The sequence below is a fragment of the Snodgrassella sp. ESL0323 genome (assembly GCF_013346865.1).
GTDB lineage: Bacteria > Pseudomonadota > Gammaproteobacteria > Burkholderiales > Neisseriaceae > Snodgrassella > Snodgrassella alvi.
The window spans coordinates 25,158-49,020 of sequence record NZ_JAAEDT010000002.1 but is presented as its reverse complement, the minus strand read 5'-3'; the positions used below and the strand labels follow the sequence as shown (position 1 = coordinate 49,020).

At 40.6% G+C, this 23,863-nt stretch carries 22 protein-coding genes, 1 tRNA gene and 1 pseudogene; 7 read left to right on the top strand and 17 right to left on the bottom strand.

The window, feature by feature from the left end:
- Positions 1 to 882 precede the first annotated feature (882 nt).
- The 3 genes from GY065_RS00285 to GY065_RS00275 all read left to right on the top strand — a co-directional run bounded on the left by GY065_RS00285 (position 883) and on the right by GY065_RS00275 (position 2,825).
- Positions 883 to 1,656 (top strand): energy transducer TonB, encoded by a 774-nt coding sequence (locus GY065_RS00285; RefSeq protein ID WP_174832557.1) that lies wholly within the window; start codon positions 883 to 885, stop codon positions 1,654 to 1,656.
- Between the two features lie 83 nt (positions 1,657 to 1,739).
- On the top strand, positions 1,740 to 2,405 hold the full coding sequence (locus GY065_RS00280) for a MotA/TolQ/ExbB proton channel family protein (protein WP_100117278.1): 666 nt from the start codon (positions 1,740 to 1,742) through the stop codon (positions 2,403 to 2,405).
- Between the two features lie 3 nt (positions 2,406 to 2,408).
- The gene (locus GY065_RS00275; RefSeq protein WP_174832556.1) at positions 2,409 to 2,825 is read left to right on the top strand and encodes a biopolymer transporter ExbD; all 417 of its coding nucleotides are present in this window, start codon (positions 2,409 to 2,411) and stop codon (positions 2,823 to 2,825) included.
- Between the two features lie 293 nt (positions 2,826 to 3,118).
- Here GY065_RS00275 and lpxA read toward each other — a convergent pair whose 3' ends face one another.
- The 13 genes from lpxA to rpsB form a co-directional block, all read right to left on the bottom strand.
- Positions 3,119 to 3,895, bottom strand: coding sequence for an acyl-ACP--UDP-N-acetylglucosamine O-acyltransferase (gene lpxA / locus GY065_RS00270; RefSeq protein ID WP_174832555.1), 777 nt, complete (start codon positions 3,893 to 3,895; stop codon positions 3,119 to 3,121).
- 73 nt (positions 3,896 to 3,968) lie between these two features.
- On the bottom strand, positions 3,969 to 4,427 hold the full coding sequence (fabZ, locus tag GY065_RS00265) for a 3-hydroxyacyl-ACP dehydratase FabZ (protein WP_174832554.1): 459 nt from the start codon (positions 4,425 to 4,427) through the stop codon (positions 3,969 to 3,971).
- A gap of 4 nt (positions 4,428 to 4,431) precedes the next feature.
- Complete coding sequence (gene lpxD / locus GY065_RS00260; RefSeq protein ID WP_174832553.1) at positions 4,432 to 5,493, bottom strand: UDP-3-O-(3-hydroxymyristoyl)glucosamine N-acyltransferase; 1,062 nt, start codon at positions 5,491 to 5,493, stop codon at positions 4,432 to 4,434.
- 10 nt (positions 5,494 to 5,503) lie between these two features.
- A complete protein-coding gene (locus tag GY065_RS00255; protein WP_174832552.1) occupies positions 5,504 to 6,004 on the bottom strand; it encodes an OmpH family outer membrane protein in 501 nt (166 codons plus the stop codon).
- Between the two features lie 23 nt (positions 6,005 to 6,027).
- Positions 6,028 to 8,403 (bottom strand): outer membrane protein assembly factor BamA, encoded by a 2,376-nt coding sequence (gene bamA, locus GY065_RS00250; RefSeq protein ID WP_174832560.1) that lies wholly within the window; start codon positions 8,401 to 8,403, stop codon positions 6,028 to 6,030.
- 3 nt (positions 8,404 to 8,406) lie between these two features.
- Positions 8,407 to 9,747, bottom strand: a complete 1,341-nt coding sequence (gene rseP / locus GY065_RS00245; protein WP_174832551.1) for an RIP metalloprotease RseP — start codon at positions 9,745 to 9,747, stop codon at positions 8,407 to 8,409.
- A gap of 14 nt (positions 9,748 to 9,761) precedes the next feature.
- On the bottom strand, positions 9,762 to 10,964 hold the full coding sequence (gene ispC / locus GY065_RS00240; RefSeq protein ID WP_174832550.1) for a 1-deoxy-D-xylulose-5-phosphate reductoisomerase: 1,203 nt from the start codon (positions 10,962 to 10,964) through the stop codon (positions 9,762 to 9,764).
- 7 nt (positions 10,965 to 10,971) lie between these two features.
- The gene (locus GY065_RS00235; protein WP_174832549.1) at positions 10,972 to 11,781 is read right to left on the bottom strand and encodes a phosphatidate cytidylyltransferase; all 810 of its coding nucleotides are present in this window, start codon (positions 11,779 to 11,781) and stop codon (positions 10,972 to 10,974) included.
- An 8-nt stretch (positions 11,782 to 11,789) separates the two neighbouring features.
- Positions 11,790 to 12,539, bottom strand: a complete 750-nt coding sequence (locus GY065_RS00230; RefSeq protein WP_174832548.1) for an isoprenyl transferase — start codon at positions 12,537 to 12,539, stop codon at positions 11,790 to 11,792.
- 28 nt (positions 12,540 to 12,567) lie between these two features.
- A complete protein-coding gene (gene frr / locus GY065_RS00225) occupies positions 12,568 to 13,125 on the bottom strand; it encodes a ribosome recycling factor (protein ID WP_100117267.1) in 558 nt (185 codons plus the stop codon).
- A 126-nt stretch (positions 13,126 to 13,251) separates the two neighbouring features.
- The gene (pyrH, locus tag GY065_RS00220; RefSeq protein WP_174832547.1) at positions 13,252 to 13,971 is read right to left on the bottom strand and encodes a UMP kinase; all 720 of its coding nucleotides are present in this window, start codon (positions 13,969 to 13,971) and stop codon (positions 13,252 to 13,254) included.
- 173 nt (positions 13,972 to 14,144) lie between these two features.
- A complete protein-coding gene (gene tsf / locus GY065_RS00215) occupies positions 14,145 to 15,017 on the bottom strand; it encodes a translation elongation factor Ts (protein ID WP_174832546.1) in 873 nt (290 codons plus the stop codon).
- A gap of 113 nt (positions 15,018 to 15,130) precedes the next feature.
- Entirely contained in the window at positions 15,131 to 15,880 is a 750-nt protein-coding gene (gene rpsB, locus GY065_RS00210; RefSeq protein ID WP_100117264.1) for a 30S ribosomal protein S2, read from the bottom strand.
- A gap of 192 nt (positions 15,881 to 16,072) precedes the next feature.
- On the opposite strand from rpsB, the gene GY065_RS00205 reads away from it, so the two are divergent.
- Positions 16,073 to 16,678 carry a 5-formyltetrahydrofolate cyclo-ligase gene (locus GY065_RS00205; RefSeq protein ID WP_174832545.1) on the top strand — a complete coding sequence of 202 codons (606 nt, stop codon included), beginning with the start codon at positions 16,073 to 16,075 and terminating at the stop codon, positions 16,676 to 16,678.
- Positions 16,679 to 17,742: 1,064 nt separating this feature from the next.
- On the opposite strand, the pseudogene GY065_RS12875 reads toward GY065_RS00205, so the two are convergent.
- The 4 genes and pseudogenes from GY065_RS12875 to GY065_RS00185 all read right to left on the bottom strand — a co-directional run.
- Positions 17,743 to 18,090: pseudogene (locus GY065_RS12875) on the bottom strand (GNAT family N-acetyltransferase); the annotation flags it as partial.
- Positions 18,091 to 18,491: 401 nt separating this feature from the next.
- Positions 18,492 to 19,136 (bottom strand): oxygen-insensitive NAD(P)H nitroreductase, encoded by a 645-nt coding sequence (nfsB, locus tag GY065_RS00195; protein WP_174832544.1) that lies wholly within the window; start codon positions 19,134 to 19,136, stop codon positions 18,492 to 18,494.
- A gap of 304 nt (positions 19,137 to 19,440) precedes the next feature.
- Complete coding sequence (locus GY065_RS00190) at positions 19,441 to 20,391, bottom strand: nuclease-related domain-containing protein (protein WP_174832543.1); 951 nt, start codon at positions 20,389 to 20,391, stop codon at positions 19,441 to 19,443.
- A gap of 236 nt (positions 20,392 to 20,627) precedes the next feature.
- Positions 20,628 to 20,712: transfer RNA gene (locus GY065_RS00185), tRNA-Leu, on the bottom strand.
- Positions 20,713 to 20,909: 197 nt separating this feature from the next.
- Here GY065_RS00185 and GY065_RS00180 point away from each other — a divergent pair.
- From GY065_RS00180 to GY065_RS00170, 3 genes are all read left to right on the top strand, one after another.
- Complete coding sequence (locus tag GY065_RS00180; RefSeq protein WP_174832542.1) at positions 20,910 to 21,560, top strand: SCO family protein; 651 nt, start codon at positions 20,910 to 20,912, stop codon at positions 21,558 to 21,560.
- Positions 21,561 to 21,662: 102 nt separating this feature from the next.
- Positions 21,663 to 22,316, top strand: a complete 654-nt coding sequence (hisG, locus tag GY065_RS00175) for an ATP phosphoribosyltransferase (protein ID WP_174832541.1) — start codon at positions 21,663 to 21,665, stop codon at positions 22,314 to 22,316.
- Positions 22,317 to 22,346: 30 nt separating this feature from the next.
- On the top strand, positions 22,347 to 23,828 hold the full coding sequence (locus GY065_RS00170; RefSeq protein ID WP_174832540.1) for an NYN domain-containing protein: 1,482 nt from the start codon (positions 22,347 to 22,349) through the stop codon (positions 23,826 to 23,828).
- The last annotated feature ends 35 nt before the right edge of the window (positions 23,829 to 23,863 follow it).

The following is a 23,863-nucleotide window of genomic DNA, read 5'->3' as shown; positions in this document are numbered from 1 at the left end:
TTCGACTGCGTTCTACTTTAAACTGTGCGTTTGTTTCGTGTCGCGTCATCAGCGAAGAAGGCGAACTATACGCCTCCACAAAGCCCCTGTCAACTCCTGCCTGCATTTATTTTTGACTTCCTCCTCATTCAACTGTTTTTACTAAGTTTATTTTTGGTGCCTTTGACTCAGTCTTTGCGGTTTTATTTGACTCCACTATCTGCCTATAGGGATATTGACTTGTTTATAGCCTCTATTTCCTTCTACTTGTGACTAGACGACTACCTTGTATTTGTATTTAGTTTCTTCATATACTCACTTCAAACTATTGTGGACTACTTCGACTCTGGTTTTATTGATTAAACCAAATCTAATTTAGATATATTTAAGGCTATCGTTTCTATATAAAACTCCAGTAAGCTTTTTTGTTGTTAGAATATATCCATCAAATAATTAATTTAACTTTTATCTTGTACTCCATGATCTCTATATTATATAGATGCGTTCTTCTATATTTATTTTTCCAGCTTTAGTCTGCCGCTAATTTTTATGTTGTGATTTTGTCAGGATAGTATTAACCAAACTAGAGATACAGATATATCTATAGAAGTTAAAGCAATTTTTCTATTACCTTTAACTAATAATTATAATTCTGATTAATTCCGATAATCAGATAACTTTCAGCCTTAATTAATCTTATATTTTGTTCTAAATATGAAGTATGGAACAAAGTCATAATCATATTATTTTGATGGTTGTATATACGTATATTAAGCTTTAAATTCGATCTGTTTACGCTTTACCGAGCTTATAAATTGCTCAATCTGACTGATTAACGCAGTCTTATGTTTTAGTGTTAAGTTATATTGCAAATAATAATGGTTTCTATTATCATGCAATGATATGGAAAACCAACGTAAAGTCAATTTTTTTATTGTTATTCTCGTGCTCGGTATGCATGCTGCTCTATTCGGGGCAATAGCACTTCATGCGCAGCAAGTTGAAATTGATAATAATATACAATCACTTAAATTTGTTGATTTAGGTATGAGCTCAGATCAGGCCGGTCCGATTGCTGATAATGCTTCTCAACAACCTGAATCTCAACAACCTGTTGTACATAAACAGACGGTAAAACCGCCGGTTAAAAAAGTGCAACCAGAAAAAGTACAAATAAAACCTGTAGCAACCAACAAAATACAAAGTAAATTTAAAGTTGCTCCACCCAAAGAGGATGAGCCAAAGCTTATACCTGCAGTAGCAAAATCATCGCCAATAGCGCCTGCACCTAGCAACAATGTTGCAGATGCTATTTCTGCAAATACTGGCGGAAAATCAGATTCCAAATCTGCAAATGGTAAAAACAACAGTGATCAGTCTGGTGGTAGCTTAGTTGTACCAAAAGAATATCAAGGAGGTTATCTGGCTGCATTAAAACCGACTTATCCGCCTGACTCTGAGAGTAATGGGGAAGAAGGTGTGGTGGGTATAAAGGTCTCAGTAGGTGCAGACGGAAAACCACTTGATGTCACTATAAGTGAAAGTAGTGGCCATAGCCGTCTTGACAGGGCTGCTAAGCAAGCAATACTAAGATATCGTTTTAAACCAGCTACGCGCGGTGGTATTCCAATTCCTTATAAATATCATTTTACTATAAGCTTCAAACTGCCAAATTGATAAAAAATAACGATAAGTAATGTAATTTTTGTATTTTAAATGATTTGGTTAAATCATTATTAACTTTGAAGGTAATTATTCTTATGGATGGTAATATTGCTTCAATTTATGCTCAAAGCGGCTGGATTTTGCTAACTGTTCTGGCTATTCTTGTTTTGATGAGCATTGTAACCTGGATTATTGCTTTAGTTCGTTGCTGGAGCTTATGGTGTGCCAGGCGGGACAATCGCACAGCTTTAAACTGCTTTGCGACAGCAGAGAATCTGGCTCAGTTGCAACATGAGCTGGCTGACAATCAATCGCCGGTAGCTTTACTGACGCGTGATGCATTGCACGCAAGTAAACTTTATCATGATAAAGCCAATCATTCTTTGGCGGCAGCCATGCCTTTTAATCGCTATCTTACCAGTCAGATCCGTAATAGTATGGAGCAGATTATGCGCCATTATGAGAGTGGACTGACTGTATTGGCTTCAATCAGTTCAAGCGCTCCATTTATCGGATTATTTGGTACTGTATGGGGTATTTATCATGCTTTGATTAATATTGGACATAGCGGACAAATGAGTATTGCTGCTGTAGCAGGCCCCATTGGTGAGGCCCTGATTTCTACTGCCATTGGTTTATTTGCAGCTATTCCGGCTTTATTGTTTTACAACGGTCTGGTACGTAGCAAGAAAAATTTAGGTCGTGATCTTGATGGCTTTGCTCATGATTTACATGCACAATTATTAAATAATGGGGATTAAGTAATGGCATTCGGTCATTTCAGTGATGATGAGGTACATGAATCAGCCGATATCAATGTAACGCCGCTGGTTGATGTAATGTTGGTGCTCTTGATTGTATTTATGATTACGATGCCGGTATTAACTCATTCTATTCCATTAACTTTACCTACTACTGCTAATCCTGCAGAGCAGACTGAACCAAAATCTCCGTTACGTTTATCAATAGGTGCTGACGGACAGTATAAATTAGGCGAACAAACACTTTCGCTAACTCAATTGCAAAATGATTTACATCTGAAGGCTCAGGCAGATCCAGATCTGGTGTTGGCTATAGCCGCTGATAAACATGTCGCTTATGATCATGTTGCCCAGGCACTGGCTGCCGCGCGAGATGCAGGTCTGGTAAAAGTTGGCTTTGTTACAGAAGATAAATCGTGAATTAATATCACAATATAACTTTATTAAATGGGCTTTCTATCAAGGAAAGTCCTTTTTTAATCGGTTATTGTTATTTTAATATTATTAATTAAAACAAATTCAGCAGATTTTTCTCAGGAACTTATTAAAAATAACCAGTAAAATTCAGATAGTATTATGTTTTAAATTGTATGTAAAAATTTTCTATAATATTAAATAATCAATCTCTTAAATATCTGTATGCGGATTTCTACCTTGCAAAGTAAAACAGGTAGATTAATTGTTGATTATCTACCTGTTGTATTTTGCCTGATTTACCGAATAATACCACGTGTTGATTGTGCAAAAAATTCTTTGAACACCTGTAACTCAGGTGCGGAATCTGCTTCGGCAATAATTCTGGCTCTGGCATCAGCATATCCCAATCCCTGACGATAAAGAATTTTATACAGACGTTTGATGTTGGCAATTTGTTCTGATGTAAATTGGTGACGGCGCAAACCTTCTGTGTTAAGCCCGGCTGGCTCAGCACGATAACCGGCAGCCATAACATACGGCGGTACATCTTTATGCACACCAGCGGCAAAAGCTGTCATGGCATAATCGCCAATTTGACAAAATTGATGCACAAGAGAGAAACCACCCAGTATCACATAGTCTCCAATAACTACATGTCCGGCAAGCGAAGCATTGTTAGCAAAAACAGTGTGATTACCAACAACACAGTCATGAGCCAGATGAACATAAGCCATTATCCAGTTATCATCACCTATACGAGTTTCACCAATACCGGTAACAGTGCCTGTATTGAAAGTGGTGAATTCGCGGATAGTATTATGATTACCAATAATCAGTCTGGTAGGTTCGCCACGATATTTTTTATCCTGCGGAATTGCCCCTAATGAAGCAAACTGAAAAATCCGATTACTTTCACCAATAGTAGTATGCCCGTCAATAACAACATGCGGTCCGATATCGGTATTGGCTCCAATCTGCACATTTGCGCCAATAATGCTATAGGCACCCACAGATACGCTACTATCGAGTTCGGCTTTGGGATCAATAATGGCTGTGGGATGAATCTGCGTCATGTATATTTCCTGCTGTCGTGGTTAGCGACTAGTTTAATCATTTTTGATTACTGTTTCAGTTCTGTGAATTTCTTTATTTTTCTACCTTACGTTTGGCACACATGATTTCGGCCTCAGCGGCAATCTGATTGTCAACCAATGCGACGGCCTTAAATTTACCGATATCACGTTTGTTTGCCAATAATTCAACTTCGAATTTCAACTGATCGCCGGGAACAACCTGACGCTTGAAACGGGCATTATCAATGCCAACAAAAAAATAAATCTCATCATTATCACGACCACCATGACTTAAAATGGATAATGTCCCGCATGCCTGTGCCATAGCTTCAATAATCAGCACACCAGGCATAACCGGAAAATCCGGGAAATGCCCCAGAAAGAAAGGTTCATTAGCGGTAACATTTTTGATTGCACTCAGGGTCATGGCTTCACTGTCATAAGCGATAACGCGATCAATCAATAAAAACGGATAACGATGAGGTAATAATTTCTGCAGGGTACGAATATCTAAAGGTAAAGACCAATCCATTGCTTTAATCCTGTTGGTTTGATGAATTGCCGTTCAACTCGGCTAATTGATGTTCCAAAGCTTTTATTTTTTGATTCATTTCATGTAAATGACGGATATGGGCGGCATTTTTTACCCAGTCACTATGTTTTTGTAATGGAAAGATAGAAGCATAGTATCCGCTTTCCTTAATGCTGTGGCTGACAGCTGTAGCGGCACCAATCGTTGTTTTCGGCGGAATGTTTAAATGACCGCCAATCATTGCTGCACCGCCGATAACGGAATAAGCACCAACTTCTGTACTACCGGCAATGCCGGTACAGGCTACAATAGCAACATGAGCACCAATTTTGCCGTTATGACCAATCATCACCTGATTATCAATTTTGGCATCATTTTCTATAATGGTATTTTCAATAGCTCCACGATCGATTGTAGTATTGGCGCCGATTTCAACATCATCGCCAAGAATCACACAGCCGGTCTGAACAATTTTAAACCATTCATTTTTTTGTTTATCCCATGCAAAACCAAACCCATCAGCACCAATCACGCAGCCGGAATGCAGTTCTACCCGGTTACCCAGTTTACAACCAGAATAAATAGTTACATTAGCATGAATAATGCAATCACTACCCACTGTGCAGTCATCTTCTATAACAGCACCAGCGAGAATACGTGTATTTTCATTAATGATGCAGCGTTCACCAATAACTACATGAGCGCCAATTTCACAACTGGCCGCAATTTGTGCGGACGACGCAATTACTGCAGTGGGATGAATAGCTGCTTTGGCCTGAATACGAGGATGAAATAAACGGGCAACACGGGCAAAGTAAAGATAAGGATCATCAGTAATTATCAGTGTACGATCTGTTAAAACTTCAGCAGATTTTTCGGTAACTATCAGTACTCCAGCCTTGCTGGCCAATGCCTCTGCACGCAAGCGGGGATTACTGAGAAAGCTGATATCGTTTGCCTGTGCCTGTTGTAATGAAGTGATTCTGGTAACAATGACATCACTGCCACGCAATTGTCCGCCCAGTTGTTCAACTAGAGCGGCTGCGGTTATTGGGTTTACAGCCATATAATTCTGCCTACTGTTTTTGTGCGTTTAATGCTTTGATAACGGCATCAGTAATGTCAAATTTACTGTTGACAAATATGGCATCCTGAATGATAAGGTCATAACCCTCTTTTCGTGCCATTTCAATGATGACTTTATTCGCATTTTGTTGGAGTGAGGCAAATTCTTCATTACGACGCAGATTGTAATCTTCAGCCAGTTTTACAGCAGCTTCTTTATATTGCTCATCCATTTGCAACATTTGTTTTACTTTTGCTTCACGTTCTGCTGCCGGCACTTTTCCTGACTCAATTGCTTCTTTTAATTTCAGACCTTCTGCCTGCATGGCTTGCAGCTTTCTCTGCATGGGCGCAAATTCTTTATCAAGATCTTTCTGAATAGACTGAGCCTGAACTGATTGCTGATAGACCCGGCCAGTATCAATAAAGCCAAGTTTTTGTATGCTTTCAGCCCAGGAAACAGAACAGGCAAGCAAAGTAGCTGCAAATGTTAAAACAATTTTTTTAAGCATAATTTGTCCTTATCTGATAGAGATTAGAACGTAGTACCTAACTGGAACTGGAAGCGTTGTAACTGATCTTCCGGTTTTTTATGAATCGGATAAGCATAACTGAATTTCAGTGGCCCCATGGGCGATAACCAGGTAACGGCTAAACCTACGGAGTAACGTGCTTCATTACCAATACTTGATTTATGTTTTTTGGTGTCTCCATAAGGGTTTTTTTCATTAGTATAATCATAGGTTTTGTTATCCCATACACTACCGGCATCTGCAAACATGCTAAGGCGAACAGTATGCTGATCTTTAACACCCGGAAACGGAAACAACAGCTCTGCGGTGGCGGTAGCAATATAATTACCGCCGTAACTACTGGCATCACTGCTGTAGTCACCGCCACTATACTGGTTAAAGTATTTCGGACCTAATGTGCCGGACTCATAACCACGTACTGATCCCAAACCACCGCCATTAAAAGCATACATAAATGGCAGATCTTTGGTTTTACCATAACCATCTGCATAACCGAGCTGGCCGTACAGCATTAAAGTAATATTTTTACTTAATGGAAAATACCAGCGCTGATCATGACTTAAACTGTAATATTGTAAATCTCCGCCAGGTAAACCACTGTCAATATTAGCATTCATTACGTAACCGCGAGTAGGCCATAATGAACTGTCTGTGGTGTTACGTCCCCAGCCCACGGTACCTTTCAATATCCAATTATTTTTACCATATTTATCGACGAATTCGACATAACGCCGTGGCGCATAGTCACCATACAGATTGACAGCCAGATGTTCCGCACCCAGGCTGAAATTAACCCGGTCATATTCAGTAATGGGTACACCCATGGTCATGGCTGCACCGATGGTCGTGGTTTTATAATCCATTGCATTACTGTCAGATTTACTGGGATTGTAACCACGATAATACATGTTATAGCCCAGACTGATACCATCAGGAGTAAAATACGGATCAGTAAAGGAAAGAGCAGCAACCTGATTAACTTTTGAGCGGGATAATTGCAGACTGGCTGATTTACCGGTACCAAACAAATTATCCTGAGCAATGCCTGCAGACAGTAGCAAACCATCATCCTGTGCCCAGCCGGCACCAACATTTATAGAACCGGTTGATCGCTCTCTGACACTCATATCCAGATCGACCTGATCGGGTGTACCTGCTACCGGTTTCACATCTACCTGAGCATTATCGAAATAGCCTAACTGCTGAATGCGTTCTTTAGAACGATTAATTTTCGATACATCATACGGTGCGCGCTCCATTTGCCGTAACTCACGCCGCAATACTTCATCACGGGTTTTATTGTTACCTGTAATATTAATCTGGTTAACATAAACTTTACGATCCGGAACAACATTCAATACAAAATCGACAACATGAGTATTTTCATCAGGTACGGGGCGGACATCCACCTGACAGAAAGCATAACCAGAGCTACCCATTTTGTCCTGTATTGCTCTAATAATATTAATTATCTGCGAGCGGTTATACCATCTTCCCTGTTTGATTTTAACCAGTTGCTGCAACTCTTCTACAGGTATCTCCCGGGTATCACCGCCAACAGTTACTTTACCCCAGCGATAGCGTGCGCCTTCGTCTACCGTGATATTAATCATCTGGGCAGTTTTAGCTTCATTGCTATCTACTTTAACACCGGAAATGCGAAAATTCAGATATCCGTGATCCTGATAAAAATTGTTGATTTTATCCAGATCCTGTTGTAACTGAGTATCTGAATACCGATCATCTCTGGTTAACCAGCTTTTCCAGTTCTTCTGGCTTAATGCCATCTGATTACGCAGAGTACGTGTTGAAAACTGTTTATTACCACTGAAATCAATTGATTTGATGGTTGTAGTCGGACCTTCATCTATTTTCAGTTCAACTGCAACACGGTTACGTTCTAACCGGGTAACTTTGGGTGTGATTTTTACCGCATTTTTACCACGCTGACGATAAGCATCCTGCAAGCCTTGTATTGCCTGCTCTAATGTAGCGGGATTAAATACACGTGACTGCCCTAAACCAAAACCACTCAGGTTTTTCTTAATGTCATTATTATTAATTGATTTACCACCGGTAACATCAAAACTACTGATAATTGGCCGTTCAACTACAGTTAACAATACCTGGTTACCCATGGTTTCAACCCGAATATCATCAAAAAAACCCGTTGCATACAGTTTTTTGATAATCTCTTCACCCTCCGCATCCGTAAAAATATCACCAATTTTCACCGGAATATAACTAAAAACCGTGGTGGGGGCTGTACGCTGTAAACCCTCTACCCGAATGTCTTTTATGGTAAACGGTTCGACAGCAAAAACCAGTGAAGATAAGCCCAGAGCCATTAAACTGACAGTAATCTGCTTTAATTTCATCATTCATCCAAACAAGCGGGTAATATCATTGAAGAAAGCCACCAGCATTAACATTAACATGGCAGCAATACCAAAACGTAACCCCATTTCCTGTATACGTAAACTTAGGGGTCTGCCACGAATCCATTCAATGGCATAATACAGTAAATGCCCACCGTCTAGCACGGGAACAGGTAATAAATTGAGTACGCCAAGACTAACGCTGACCAGTGCCAGAAATTCTGTGTAACTTTGCCAGCCCATAGCGGCAGTTTTGCCAGCCACATCAGCAATAGTCAGCGGACCGGAAAGATAATGCAAAGATGCCTGACCAGTGAGTAATTTTGCAAACATAGAAAGTGTAAGTGTAATGTAATCCCACGTACGTTGCATAGCCAGTCGTACAGATTCAAAAAAACCGGGCTGATAATGCTGACGAATCCGGGCATCCCATGTTTGATCACGCATGGCACCTACTCCAACCTGACCAATTATTGTCCCGTTTTCGAGTACTGAATCCGGTCGCAGACTGGTTTGCTGAATCTGTCCGTTTCGCTGATAACTAATGTCAAGTTTTGCACCGGCACTGGCCCGGATACTGTCTACCCAGTCCTGCCAGCCAGTAAGTTTGCGTCCGTTAATAGCTAATAAGATATCCCCGGTATGCAGACCGGCTTTAGCTGCGACACTATCCGGTATAACCATACCTATCTGATTAACAACTTTGAAAGGTGCAATACCCAGATAACCGGTTTTGGCAACGTTAGCAGCGGCATCAGTACCGGCAACATTCAGTTGCCGCTGCTGCGGTTGTCCGGCTGAATTGATAACATCAACCTGTACTTTGCCGCCATCCAGATTAAGCATGATTTTAGCCTGGGCATCTGTCCAGTCAGTAACAGCCTGTCCGTTAACACTAACGATACGGTCTCCGGGCTGAAAACCAGCATCAGCTGCGACGGTGGCAGGCTCAACCATACCTACCCAGGGACGAATTTGAGTAATTCCACCCAGACTGAAGCTTGCTGCATACAGCAGTACAGCTAATATCAGATTGGTCAGCGGACCGGCAACAACGATTGCAATACGCTTAAGAGGATGCTGCTGATCAAATGCATAAGGTAAATCAGCTTCACTGACATCACCCTCACGGGTATCTACCATTTTGACATAACCACCGAGAGGAATGGGTGCCAGACACCATTCAATATTGCCGCGTTTCACGCAAAAAAATGGTTTACCAAAACCAATACTAAAACGCAGTACTTTAACCCCGCACCAGCGGGCCACAATCAGATGGCCTAATTCATGCAAACTTACCAGCAGTAAAATGGCTACAATAAAAGCAAATATGGTTAATAACATGGTCTATCCTGTTCTCAACCGGCAGCGCGGTCAGCTATCCATGAATTTGCAACACTACGCACCTGCATATCCATCTGCAACAGTTCTTCTATAGAAGAGGCTGATTGTCCGCTAAAATATTGCAGACAGCTATCTACTACTGCAGCCAGATCAATAAAGCGAATACGTTTGTCCAGAAAAGCAGCTACAGCAACTTCATTGGCTGCATTCAGCACACATGAACTGGCGGGATGATTGCTGTGTAATACATCATAAGCCAGTTTCAGGCATGGAAAACGTACAAAATCCGGTGCTAAAAAGTGCAAACCGCTTAAAGCAGTAAAATCCAGCTGTTCAACCCCTGAGTCAATTCTGTCAGGTAATCCCAGACAATGTGCAATCGGAATACGCATATCCGGTTTACCCATTTGAGCCAGTACAGAACCATCCCGGTAACGAACCATGCTGTGTATTACGCTTTGCGGATGAATAATCACTTCCAGCTGTTCAGCAGCAGCATTAAATAACCAGTGCGCCTCAATTAACTCCAGCCCTTTATTCATCATACTGGCTGAATCAACCGAAATTTTGCGGCCCATATGCCAGTTTGGATGACGTATTGCGGCCTCCGGAGTAATAGCAGCAAAATCTGCCAGTGCGGTATGCAGAAAAGGGCCGCCTGATGCAGTTAAAACCAGCGAAGCTACGCCAGCATGTTCCAAATCTCCCTGATAATCATCAGGTAATGCCTGAAAAATGGCATTATGCTCACTATCTACAGGTAACAGCCGTGCACCGTACTGCCGGACAGTCTGCATAAATAGTGCACCGGCGACTACCAGCGTTTCTTTATTTGCCAGATAAATAGTCTTACCAGCTTTCGCTGCTGCTAACGTCGGTCTTAAACCGGCGGCACCGACAATAGCAGCCATGACAGCATCAGTTCCACTATCCCGCGCAACATCGCACAGAGCCTGCTCTCCAAATAAAACTTCTGTAGTAACAGCAGCAGTCTGTAATTGTGCTCGCAGAACATCCGCCTGCGTAGCGGTAGCAACCACAGCGTAAACTGGACGAAAACGGATACACAGCTCTGCCAGACGATCAATTTTCTGGTGGGCAGTTAACGCAAAAACAGAAAACCGTTCAGGATGGCGGCCAATAACATCCAGAGTACTCTGACCAATACTGCCAGTTGCTCCCAGAATAGTTACAGATACAGGATTATAACCACTCATCACAAAATCACTTTACACCAAAACACGCCATTAAGGCGGCATAAACACTCAGTACTGCAATTAAGGAATCTACCCGATCGAATACCCCGCCATGACCGGGTAAAAGCTGACTACTGTCTTTGACACCACCGGCACGCTTTAACCAGCTCTCCAGCAAATCACCACAGATACTCACTGCAGTCAGAATAAAAGCCAGACAAAGGGTTTGCCACCGAGGCAGAATAACCGGTAACCAGCCTTGTTGTTGCAGAACTGTTGTATAGATAGCAACACAAATAACCGCACCAATAGCTCCTTCCCAGCTTTTATTAGGACTGATGATCGGAGCCAGTTTGTGTTTACCCACAGCTCTTCCGACAAAATAGGCAGCAATATCGGCAATCCACACTAATACCATAATAGATAACAGGGTATCGGCTGCCTGAGAATCCGGACGCAGGTAAATTAATGCCTGCCAGAAAGGCACCATTAATAACCAGCCAATCATGACACCAAGCAGATTAGCCTTGATTTTCCATTTAAATTTTAACCAGACTGGTACGATAATCAGCCAGAACAGCAAAATTATTATCTGTGCCCAAAGTGGTAATGCTGTTTGCTGATTATAAAAATAAAACCACCCTCCGCCTGCCGCACTGACTAGCAGATAGAGTGCATTCTGTATGGTAGTGAAATGAGCAATACGGGCATATTCCCATAAAGCCAGTAAGGAAATCAGACCGCTAAATGCAGCCCATAAATTGTTGCCAGCCCCAAACAACATACCTATCATTAGGGGCAGTAAAACCAGAGCTGTAAGAATACGTTGTTTGAGCATAAATGAAATCAGGGTCGCTGTTGGGTAAGTGGCAACTGCTCTGAGGTTCTGCCAAACCGTCTCTCCCGCTCCTGATAGGAACGTACAGCATTAGCCAGCTGAGATTCATCAAAATCCGGCCATAGAACCGGTGTAAAATAGAGCTCGGTATAAGCCAGTTGCCATAAAAGAAAATTACTGATACGGGTTTCGCCGCCTGTACGGATAAATAAATCCGGTTCAGGAGCATAACCAAGTGACAGATATGGCAGAATGCTGGTTTCAGTCAGCTTAGTGGCTCCAGCCTGAATAGCCTGATTAACCGCCTGCAAAATATCCCAGCGACCACCATAATCAGCAGCTATAGTCAGGGTCAGCCCTGTATTTTCCGCTGTTAATGCTTCCGCTTCTTCAATCCCGCGTACTATTTCTGCCGCAAAACGGCTGCGATCACCAATGACACGCAGACGCAGATTATTTTTGTGCAATTTTTGTACCCGTTTTTGCAATGACTGCAAAAACAGCCCCATCAGAAAATTAACCTCGTCCATCGGACGGCGCCAGTTTTCTGTAGAAAAAGCGAAGACTGTCAGATATTCTACGCCCATACGTGCGCAATTTGCTGTCATTTCTTCCAGCATTTCCAGCCCTTTTTTATGCCCCATAATACGAGGCATCAGGCGTTTTTTAGCCCAGCGTCCATTACCGTCCATAATGACGGCAATATGCCGGGGAATTTCGGTATGTTCAGGTACACTCTGAGTACTACTGGTAGTCAAAATACATCCTTTACTGCAATTATATAGTTCAGATTGCCATTAGATCGGCTTCTTTGGTTGCCAGCATCTTATCAATTTCAGCAATGTATTTATCAGTAAGCTTCTGAACACCTTCTTCACCACGACGTACTTCGTCTTCACTGATTTCTTTGTCTTTATGTAGACGTTTGAGGTCATTATTGGCATCACGACGTATATTACGCACGACTACCCGACCATCTTCTGCTTCGCCGCGGACTACTTTAATTAGATCTTTGCGCCGCTCTTCGGTAAGCATTGGCATGGGTACCCGAATCAGATCGCCCATTGCAGCCGGATTCAGGCCAAGATTTGAGTTACGAATAGCCTTTTCAATAACGGCAGCCATTTTACTTTCATAGGGCTTTACCCCGATAGTACGTGCATCCAGCAAGGTTACACTGGCAACCTGACTAACAGATACCATGCTTCCGTAATATTCCACCTCAACCTGATCAAGTAAACCGGTATGAGCGCGTCCTGTACGAACTTTAGACAGATTATCGCGCAATACATCCAGTGATTTCTGCATTTTGGTTTCAGCAGTACGTTGAATTTCGTTAATCATGAATATTCCTGTCTGACCTGACAGCATTTATTTCAATTTTCTCAAATTTTTGCTGTCAGAAAATGGCAAACGCGCATACTAACGCAGTTATACGCGTCACCACAAGTTTAGTTAAGCAGTCTAATGTTATACATGGACTAATGTACCTTCGTCCTCACCACAGATAACCCGTTTTAGTGCTCCCTGTTTGAAGATACCGAATACTACAATATTCAGTTTCTGTTCACGACATAAAGCAAATGCTGTAGCATCCATCACTTTCAGGTTCTGACTAATCGCATTGTCAAATGTAATTTGCTGATAGCGTTTAGCTTCAGGGTTGGTTTTAGGATCTGCAGTATAAACTCCGTCCACATTGGTTGCTTTTAACATAATATCACAATTCATTTCTACACCACGCAGACTTGCTGCTGTGTCTGTAGTAAAAAATGGGTTGCCGGTTCCTGCTGCAAAAATCACCACTTTTCCTTCTTCCAGATACTGAATGGCTTTTGGGCGGGCATAAGTTTCTGCTACCTGCTGCATACTCAGTGCTGACTGAACCCTGGCTTTAACCTGCTGACTTTCAAATGCTTCTTTCAAAGCCAGTGCATTCATCACTGTAGCCATCATGCCCATATAATCAGCAGTAGCACGCTCCATACCTTTAGCTGATTGAGCCATTCCGCGAAAGATGTTACCGCCTCCAATGACAATAGCCACCTCTACACCCATATCGACCACTTCTTTAACCTGCGCAGTAATTTGCATAATGGTATCGCGGTTGATACCAAAAGCATCTGGCCCCATTAAGGACTCACCGGATAATTTTAATAATACACGTTTGTATTTTGCTGGTTTAGTCATGATCATTCTTTCTATCAGTTTGCCATTAGATGTTTAACAGCGATCAATAAATTTTTCAAAATAAAAAAAGGGAACTTTTATTTCAGCTATCTCAACCTAATTAAACAGATAACTCAAAAAAAAGCACCCTGATTCAGGAGCCTGAATCCAGAGTGCCCGTGGCATAAACAGCCTTATACTTTAGAAGCAGCAGCTACTTCAGCCGCATAATCCACTTCTTTTTTCTCAATACCTTCACCAACATGGAAAGCAACAAAACGGTTTACTTCAGCATTTTGTTCTTTCAGGAATTTTTCCACGGTCTGGTCAGGATTAATAACAAACTGCTGACCCAGCAGAGTTACTTCAGCCAGGAATTTCTGTATCCGGCCTTCAACCATTTTTTCAACGATATTTGCCGGTTTACCGGAAGCTGCAGCCTGCTCTTCATAAATGTGGCGTTCTTTTGCCACAATTTCCGGATTCACTTCAGCAGCTGAAACGCATTGAGGTCTGGATGCAGCAATATGCATGGCTACCTGACGGATAGCCTGTGTATCGCCACCTTTGTGCTCAACCAGTACCCCGATTTTGGTACCGTGCATATAGGTTACCAGACTATTATCAGTTTCAATCCGTTCAAACCGCCGAACAGTGATGTTTTCACCTAATTTAGCAATAACAGCTTTACGAGCTTCTTCAATAGTTACGCCATCATCGGTTTTGGCTTCTGCCAGGGCTTCAAGACTAGCCGGATTATGTACGGCAACTGCTTTAGCCACTGCCTGAGCAAATGCCATAAAGCTGGCATCTTTGGCTACGAAGTCTGTTTCACAGTTAATTTCGGCAACGGCACCTATTTTACCATCCACATATTCAGCAACCACACCTTCTGCGGCAGTACGGCCGGCCAGCTTACCTGCTTTAGCTCCGGATTTAATGCGCAAAATTTCTTCGGCTTTTTCCATATTACCTTCGGCTTCTACCAAAGCTTTTTTGCATTCCATCATGCCCAAACCGGTAGCAGCACGCAAATCACCTACCATTTTTGCAGTAATTGCAGCCATGTTTTACTCCTTAAACTTGATTATGCTCAACCTGGCGAATATCAGGCTGAAAAATTATTTTAAAAAAAGGGGCACTAATGTCCCCTTCTTTTGCAAAGATGTGAGATAACTGATTATTCAGCAGCAGCTGCAGCCTGTTTCTCTTCGGCAGCCTGAGCAGCCTGAACTACTTCCTGTAAAGACTGAGCTTTACCTTCCAGAATAGCATCAGCAATACCACGGCAATACAGACGAATTGCCTTAGCTGAGTCATCATTACCCGGAATCACATATTTAACATCATCAGGGCTGTTATTGGTATCAACCACAGCAATAACCGGAATACCCAGTTTAGCAGCTTCTACCAGAGTACCTTTCTGATAGCCGGTATCGATAACGAAAATTGCATCCGGCAAGCCTTTCATATCTTTGATACCACCCAGAGAACGTTCCAGCTTAGCGACTTCGCGCTGCATTTCCAGCACTTCTTTTTTACTGTAACCGGCTTCAGTAGCATTTTCCAAAGCAGCAGTTTTTTCTTCCAGACGTTTAATAGACTGTTTTACAGTTTTGTAATTGGTCAGCATACCGCCCAGCCAGCGATGATCAACGTAAGGAGCACCGGCGCGGGTAGCTTCTTCCTTAACGATATCACGTGCCTGCCGTTTAGTACCTACGAACAGTACAGTTCCTTTATTGGCAGCCAGACGGCGTACTACATCCTGCGCTTCTACAAACAACGGCAGGGTTTTTTCCAGATTGATGATATGAATTTTGTTACGTGCACCAAAAATGTACTCAGCCATTTTCGGGTTCCAGTAACGTGTTTGATGACCAAAGTGTACGCCTGCTTCCAGCATCTGGCGCATAGTAATTTGTGACATAATACCTATCCTTAAAAGGGTTAAAGCCTGACACTGCCACGCATAGAACTCTGTAACAGAGCACCCTTTCGCGTACAGTGCGAGCGTTAGTGATTTTTACCGAGGTAAAACATTCAGATGATACAGAAAAAAAGCAGTTACGGCAAGTATGCGCCGTTGCAATATTCTGACCGGATAGCAGTAAGCTAAACTATGCAGATACATACAGATAAAAGACAACTGCGTGGTTATTTGCGCAACCAGCGTAAGCAGTTAAAGCCTGAACAGCGTCAGCCGGCCACTAATCGGATTAACCGCCTGCTCTATCCGCTGATCCGGCGTCAAAAACGGATTGCCGTATACTGGGCAGTAGGCAGTGAATTATCACTGTGGTCGTTGATTACTACTGCTCAAAAACGCGGGGCTACGGTTTATTTGCCTTATATTGCAGCCAGACAACGAGAATTATGGTTCACCCCCTGTCCGCACCTGCCCCGGAAACAAACCACAACCCGCTATCTGACTCAGTACGGATTGAAGTATAAACGTGGTTTAATTCCCCAATTTACCGGTCAGCGCATTCGGGCACGGTATTTACATACTCTGATTGTACCGTTGCTGGGAATTGATCAAAGGGGTAATCGTCTGGGACAGGGCGGGGGTTATTATGATGCAACGCTTTCGGCTTTACATCACTGGCAGCCAAAATTAATAGGAGTTGGCTTTGCCTGTCAGCAGCTAGATGAAATTCAAACCGAAAAACATGATATAAGCATATCCTCTTTTGTCTGTGAACAAGGTATTAAACATTTTAAATAAAATGTTTAATAAATAATTTATTTGCATTAGTATTTAATTGAAATTGATTTAGCATTCAAAAGTACCGGTATGAATAAAATAATAAATTTAAATACAAAAACCTTAAGTTCAGATTGTAGTACAGCCAATTTGATACACAATTGTTATACCTCAATAAAAATTTTTGAAAAAAAGTTAATTTTAAGGATTCATGATATTGGTCAGATTTAATTTTTCAAGATAAGTAATTTTGCTTATTTTAATGGTAATTTTTATCCTTAAGCAGCCGTATATGCTAACTGTATTTAAGTATTAGCAGTATTATCACAATTCAAAGAAGATAAATATTAAGTGCAGTAAACCTTTCAAAACTACATTAATAAAAAATGATGCATAGCCATCTGCCAGCATCGGCTGTGCCAATGCATTGAATAATTATATTCAGCTATTCCTTATACTGATATTTAAAATGAAGAGAAAATATTACATAAACGGTACTAAAATAACAAAGCAGTCAATTTTCCGGAATTAGAAGATAATGGAATAATTTCAAAATTTATGAATCTATACTTTTATGGGTAAAAAATTTATCAGATGTAATGAAAAAGTTGTAACTAACTATTGTATAAAATACATTAAGAAAGAAAATATTCTAAACTTTGTTAAAAAATTTATTTTTATTTATTTTTTAAGAAGATAAACACAAAAATATTTTATCCGAATACAGTAACAGCCAGAATAAGGATTGCTGTATCCTTATTCATTTAGCCCTCGGCAACTTTACAGATCTATTTATTCCTATTCTGCTATCTTCATAAAGTTTTCTACTTATTCTTTGGTTTCATAAATACGGTTTAATTTGAAACTCCATTGACTGAATTAATTTAAGCTCATCTTTCAGGCAGCTTATTGAACTTTGATATCAAACGAGGGTTATCTGTACAGCAGGAAAGTTGCGTTTAAAACAGGGAAATGGCGATAAATAGTCACTTATTAGGTCTGAATATAAGCCCAAATGCCTCAAAAAAGTGTGGTTAGGAATTTAGTTTGAATGAAGCTTTACCGTACAAAGGCCGCAATAAAAATCAAAGTGTTTTATACATATGGTAATTTATCAGTACCTGATTTTTTCTGTATATTTTGTTAGCCCGCTTTATTATAAAACCCCATTTTTGGAAAATTGGCATGGCCACTTTTGAAGCATCTACACTTAATTGTGAAAAATTTTTCTGGTGGGCTAAGTCAAACACATGGTCATAGAGTTTTCTAGCTACGCCACGTTTTTGAAAGTCAGGATGCACGTAAAAACAGTCTATGTAACCATCATCTTTAAGTTCAATAAACCCCGCAAGGCGTGAGCCAAAGATAGCCATCCAAGGCTGAGTGTTATCTAAACGTTTTAACCACATCTGATAATCTGGTGGTGTTGGGCACCATGCTTCTTGCTCTGCTTTGCTTTGCTATAAATATCGGTATCAATAGCATGAATAGTCGAATGAAACAAATCGCATATTTCATTGGCATGGAGTGGAGAGTATGGTTTTACTTCGATTTTAGATGCAACATTATCCAACGTGTTTCCTACTATCATTATGATTTGCTCCAACAAGACTTTGCACTTCATTATCGCCAACATTGACAAGGCTGGCTTTCATTGAGTAAATGCAATTTAATTATAAGGTTAAATAATCAACTTCCATGCAACCTTTATAATAAGCAGACAGATACTTATTTAAATACATAAGCATAGTTAGTCATAAGACAAAACAATAAATACAAATTGCAATTATATTTAATGTTTTGCCATACAAGAATAATAAACCAGTAAAAATGATTACAAACGGGTAAATATCTGCTCTTCAGGTAAACGTGATTTTGGCCGGGTGGCATTACTGTCATTAGCGGCACGATAGCCAAGACTGACTACCAGTACACTCTTCAGTCCCTCTTGTTGCAGACCAAGAATTTCATCCATTTTCTGATCATCAAAGCCTTCAATTGCTGTTGAATCGATACCAATAGTAGCGGCGGCAAATAATAACTGCCCCAGTACAATATATAATTGTCTGCATTCCCACTCAAGCTGACTATGAGGTGTTACACTATTTTTATTAACAAAAAAACGGCGGCCTTTATCCGTCATTTCCTTAAATTCATTCTCTTCGAAACGGCCATCCTTTTCCTCCTGAGCCAGTACATTTTGTAAATGCTGCTCATCTAAGGGGGTTTTAACACAGAATATTAAGGTATGTGATGAGTCAGCTACCCGCGGATGATTCATTTCTACAATTGCCGGCATTATTCTTGCACGAGCCTCATCATTATCCACTACAAAAAAATGCCATGGCTGTGAATTTACTGATGAAGGGCTGTTTCTGATAACTTCAAACAGTTGCGCTAACTGCTCTGCCGGAATTTTTTTAGTTTTATCGTAATGTTTAGTGGTATAGCGCTGTCTGGAAATGTCAGTAATATTCATGTGTGGATTCCTATTTATTTTCAATGATTTTTTAATAATTCAATTAGCAAAGTTTATTTGGCGATAATACGATAATTGCATAATCCATGAATAAATACTTATGGAATAGTACTTTTACATATTATTTAAAAATTAATTAACTTACTAAAATGTATATTTATAATATAGTGGTTATAAAAAATTTTTCTAGTAGTATTCTGAGTAAAATAATGTTTTGTTAAACCAGAATATTAATTTCTTATAATATATTTGAAGCAATATCCGATGATTTACAAAACTCAGAATGAAAATATCAAAATCATAACTAGTTATTGTTGTTAAATTTTTGCTGACATTGATAGCAATATGTTTTACCTCCGAATATATTTTTATGATTATGACAATAATAAACTACACTACCAGTAATACTTTTATGACAGCCTGAACAAAAGTAATGAGTTTTTGTACTTAGATTTTCAGTTTGCACTTGTGTCTGCGTGACAATAACAGAATCAGTTAGTTGACTGACTGGTTTATTCAAACCAAAATAACTAGGCCAATCATATCGTGCAGGCCGGTGCAACTGCACCAGCTGCCGTGCAAATGTTTGTATGCTGATACTTGATACCTTGCGGATAATGCCGAATATGCGTGAATGTTTGCTTAACTGCTGAACTTTTGTTTGCAGTTGCTCATTTTTTATCACGCTGCTTAAACCAGAAACAGAATTTTTTGGTCGCCTGATATAAGTATCATTAGAAATCAGTATCAGGCTGTATAGAGACGGCCGTAGTTTCCAACCAAAACGGGCTGGTAACTGAATCAGCTCTGAATGCAACAAACTATTCAACAAACTGATATGACGACGGTTTTGTTCTACTGGAGATGGCATTCCCTGCTCATTGCCTTCATACCTGCGTGAAAATTCACCCTGCTCATTGATAATCAGACCACCAGTTACTCTTTTACTTTCACATACAAATATTTGCAAATAGCGGTTAATCAGTAAATGGTCGATTTGTGCTACTTTTCCCTGATATTTTAATCTAAAATCATGAATAATTACCCAATCAGGATGATTTCCAAAATGAAACTGTAGCTGATATGCAGACTCAGCCTCACCTTTAATACCCGAACGGATTGACCGAAGATGCTGTTCAATATTTTGTCGCTTCTGCGGTAATAAATCAGGCCATTGTAATAGCCGGCATAGTATTTCTAAATCTTTTACTTTACTGTCAGCCTGCTTAATAATCATTTTAGAAATCAATTTCAATAATTAGTACCGGATATTGATCCGGATCTTATACAGAGTGTCATACAACTACCGGTAAAAGATAAATACCAACTAAAACAAAGGGGGGGGGGTATATGTTAAACAATGCCGGATAAGTTATTAAATTTTCGCAAATTTTTGCCTATGCCTCTATACAATATATGTACTGGGAAATGTTTAAGGAGTTGGCATAAACAGAATAAAAAAAACCGCTGTTATCAGCGGTTTTCAAAATCTGGTGCCCAGGGACGGACTCGAACCGTCACACCTTGCGGCGGGGGATTTTGAGTCCCCTGCGTCTACCAATTTCGCCACCTGGGCTAGCGAAGAAGACGCATTATAACGGATTTTCCATGGCTGTAAAGAATTTTTTTATGGTAAAAATATTTTTTATTTTTTGAATTAGAATATTGATTGTAATTTTGGATTTTATATATATTGCCTATTCATTTAAATCTAAAAAAATTCAGATTTATAAATATTTATCTAAAGTCCGATTTTGTATTATTATTAAGTCTATGCGTAAAATACAAATACTTTTAGCTGTAACAACATATGCGACCGTATTAGGCGCTTGCCAGCCTCAGTCAGCTCCAACCAGTACGCAGCCTGCAAATGCTGATTCAGTCCGGTCGCAGCGCCAATACAATTTCGAGGGTAGCGATGTCCGCGATGCCGGTCTCGGCGGCAAAGATTTTTCTTTACTCAGTGCAAATGGTAAAACCGTACATTTGCGTGATTATCAGGGCAAGGTAGTTGCACTGGTATTCGGTTATACTCATTGCCCTGATGTTTGTCCAACCAATCTGCTTGCTTATGCGGATGCAATAAATCAGCTGGGTCAGCAGGGAAAGCAAGTACAGATATTATTCATTACAGTTGATCCTCAACGGGATACACCACAGGTTATGGAGACTTATGCACCAGCATTTAACCCTGATTTCATTGGTCTGACTGCAGACAACCAGCACCAAAAAGAGCTTAATGACGTTCTCAATCAGTATAAAATTGCTGTACATAAAGTAGCAGGTAATAATCCTGATGAATATTTACTGGATCATAGTACAGGTACATATTTAATTGACAAACAGGGATTTACTGTGGTTTACGAGCCACATAGCCAGACAGCGACACAATTGGCTCATGACATAAAACAATTACTGGATTAAAATTATTTAATTATTATTTTTATAATTTCTGCAAACTTATTTTTCTGCAAAAATAATTTATAGCTTAATAAGTTTGCTTTTATGTATACTATACTGACAAAAATGACTTCACAATTAACTATAGCGTTATCCAAAGGTCGTATTTATGAAGAAACACTGCCTTTACTTGCAGCAGCAGGAATTAATGCTATCGAAGATCCGGAACAGTCACGCAAACTGATTATTAATACTAATCACGACAATATCCGATTGATCATTGTTCGCGCAACAGATGTACCCACATATGTGCAATACGGAGCTGCTGATTTTGGAATTGCTGGAAAAGATGTTTTAATTGAACATGATGGCGATGGGTTATATCAGCCACTGGACTTGAATATTGCACGATGCAAAATGATGGTAGCCGTGCGCAACGGGTTTGATTATGCAGCAGCTTCGCAGCCCGGCTGCCGCTTACGTGTAGCCAGTAAATATCCTAATATTGCTGCTGAGCACTTTGCCGGTAAGGGAGTACACATTGATTTAATTAAATTGTACGGTTCAATGGAACTGGCACCATTGGTAGGTCTGGCCGATGCGATCGTTGATCTGGTTTCAACCGGAAATACATTAAAGGCAAACAACCTGCAGGCAGTAGAACATGTTGTGGATATTTCCAGCCGGCTGGTCGTAAATAAGGCGGCCTTAAAGCTGAAATATGCTGCAATACAACCAATTATTGATGTTTTTACTAATGCTAAAAATCATGAAATTTAAATTTTTTTTCAATTAACAGGAATTCTATAAATGACTACGGAAAATTCGGCCAAACTGGCAGTACTTATTGATGCTGATAACGCTTCGGCCAGTATTGTTGAATCCTTACTGGAGGAAATTGCCAAATACGGTATTGCCAGTGTTAAACGCATTTACGGCGACTGGAGCAGCGGTCTATCGAAATGGAAAGATGCACTACTACCGCATGCAATTACTCCCGTACAGCAATTTGCCTATACCAAAGGAAAAAATGCTACTGATATGGCCATGGTAATTGATGCCATGGACTTATTATACAGCAATACTTTTGACGGCTTCTGTATTGTATCCAGTGATAGCGATTTTACCCGTCTGGCTTCGCGTATCCGTGAGAATGGTCTAACTGTTTATGGTTTCGGACAGAAAAAAACGCCTGAATCTTTCCGTAAAGCATGTGACAAATTTATTTATACTGAAAATTTACTTAGTCATACCACTGTAGAAATCGGAGAAGATAAAACCCAGACACCGATTTTCCGCAATAAACGCAAAACACCGGCAGAACTAAAACAGGATACAGCATTAATAAATCTGTTCCGCAATGCTGTGAAAGAGCATGCAGATGATGATGGCTGGACATCATTAGGTGTTGTCGGTCAGTATATCAATAAAGTTAATTCTGATTTTGATGCACGTAATTACGGCTACACTAAGCTTTCTTATTTGATTAGTGCTATTGATATTTTTGAAACTCAGATGCATGGTAATCATTTATGGCTGCGTCTGAAAAAACGCAATAATAATCTTACGCCCAAAACAGAAAGCAAGCCTTATATATCAAATAATGAGCAGACAGCTTTCCAGCAGAATAATGATGCGCCACTGGTTATTACCATTCCCGCCGCCGGCACAGCTATGCCGGCAGAAAAGGTAAGTGTAACCATTGAACCGGAAGAAAAACAGGCAGAACCAGTACTGGTACAAATTGAAACACAGGTTCCGGAATTCACCAGTTATGATAAAAACCGGGAAAATCAGACTAAGCGTGGTCGTGGTCGTCCGCGTAAAGCAGTATTTGAAGCCGCAGTAACTCCTGCTGAAAATAACCGTGGCCGTGGTCGCCCAGCCAAATCCGGATTTAATAACCGCTCGGCCAAATCTGGTCGTTCTTCCAATGAAATATCCAGCCAGCACCATTGGAACCGTCTAGTACCGATGGTACAGAAGGCCATTGAAAGAACCTGTGATATTGAAGGTTGGGCTACTGTCAGCTCAGTTGCCCGCGAACTGGTAACCAGTGATGGTGGCTTTAATGCCAAGGACTATGGCTTTGATAATGCCAATAATGCTATTTCAGCGATCAGCAGTGAATGGGTTGACAGCCGCAAAGCCGGACGTGGCTTACGGGTGCGGGTAGTAAAACCTTATGATGTTGAAGTGGATGGCAATACCATTCCGGCTCATGAACTGGCAGCAAAATCAAAAACACCGGTTATCGATGAGGATGACGATAATTTCGGCAATAACTTTTAATTAATCATATCAGGATCAGGCAGCTCAGGCTGCCT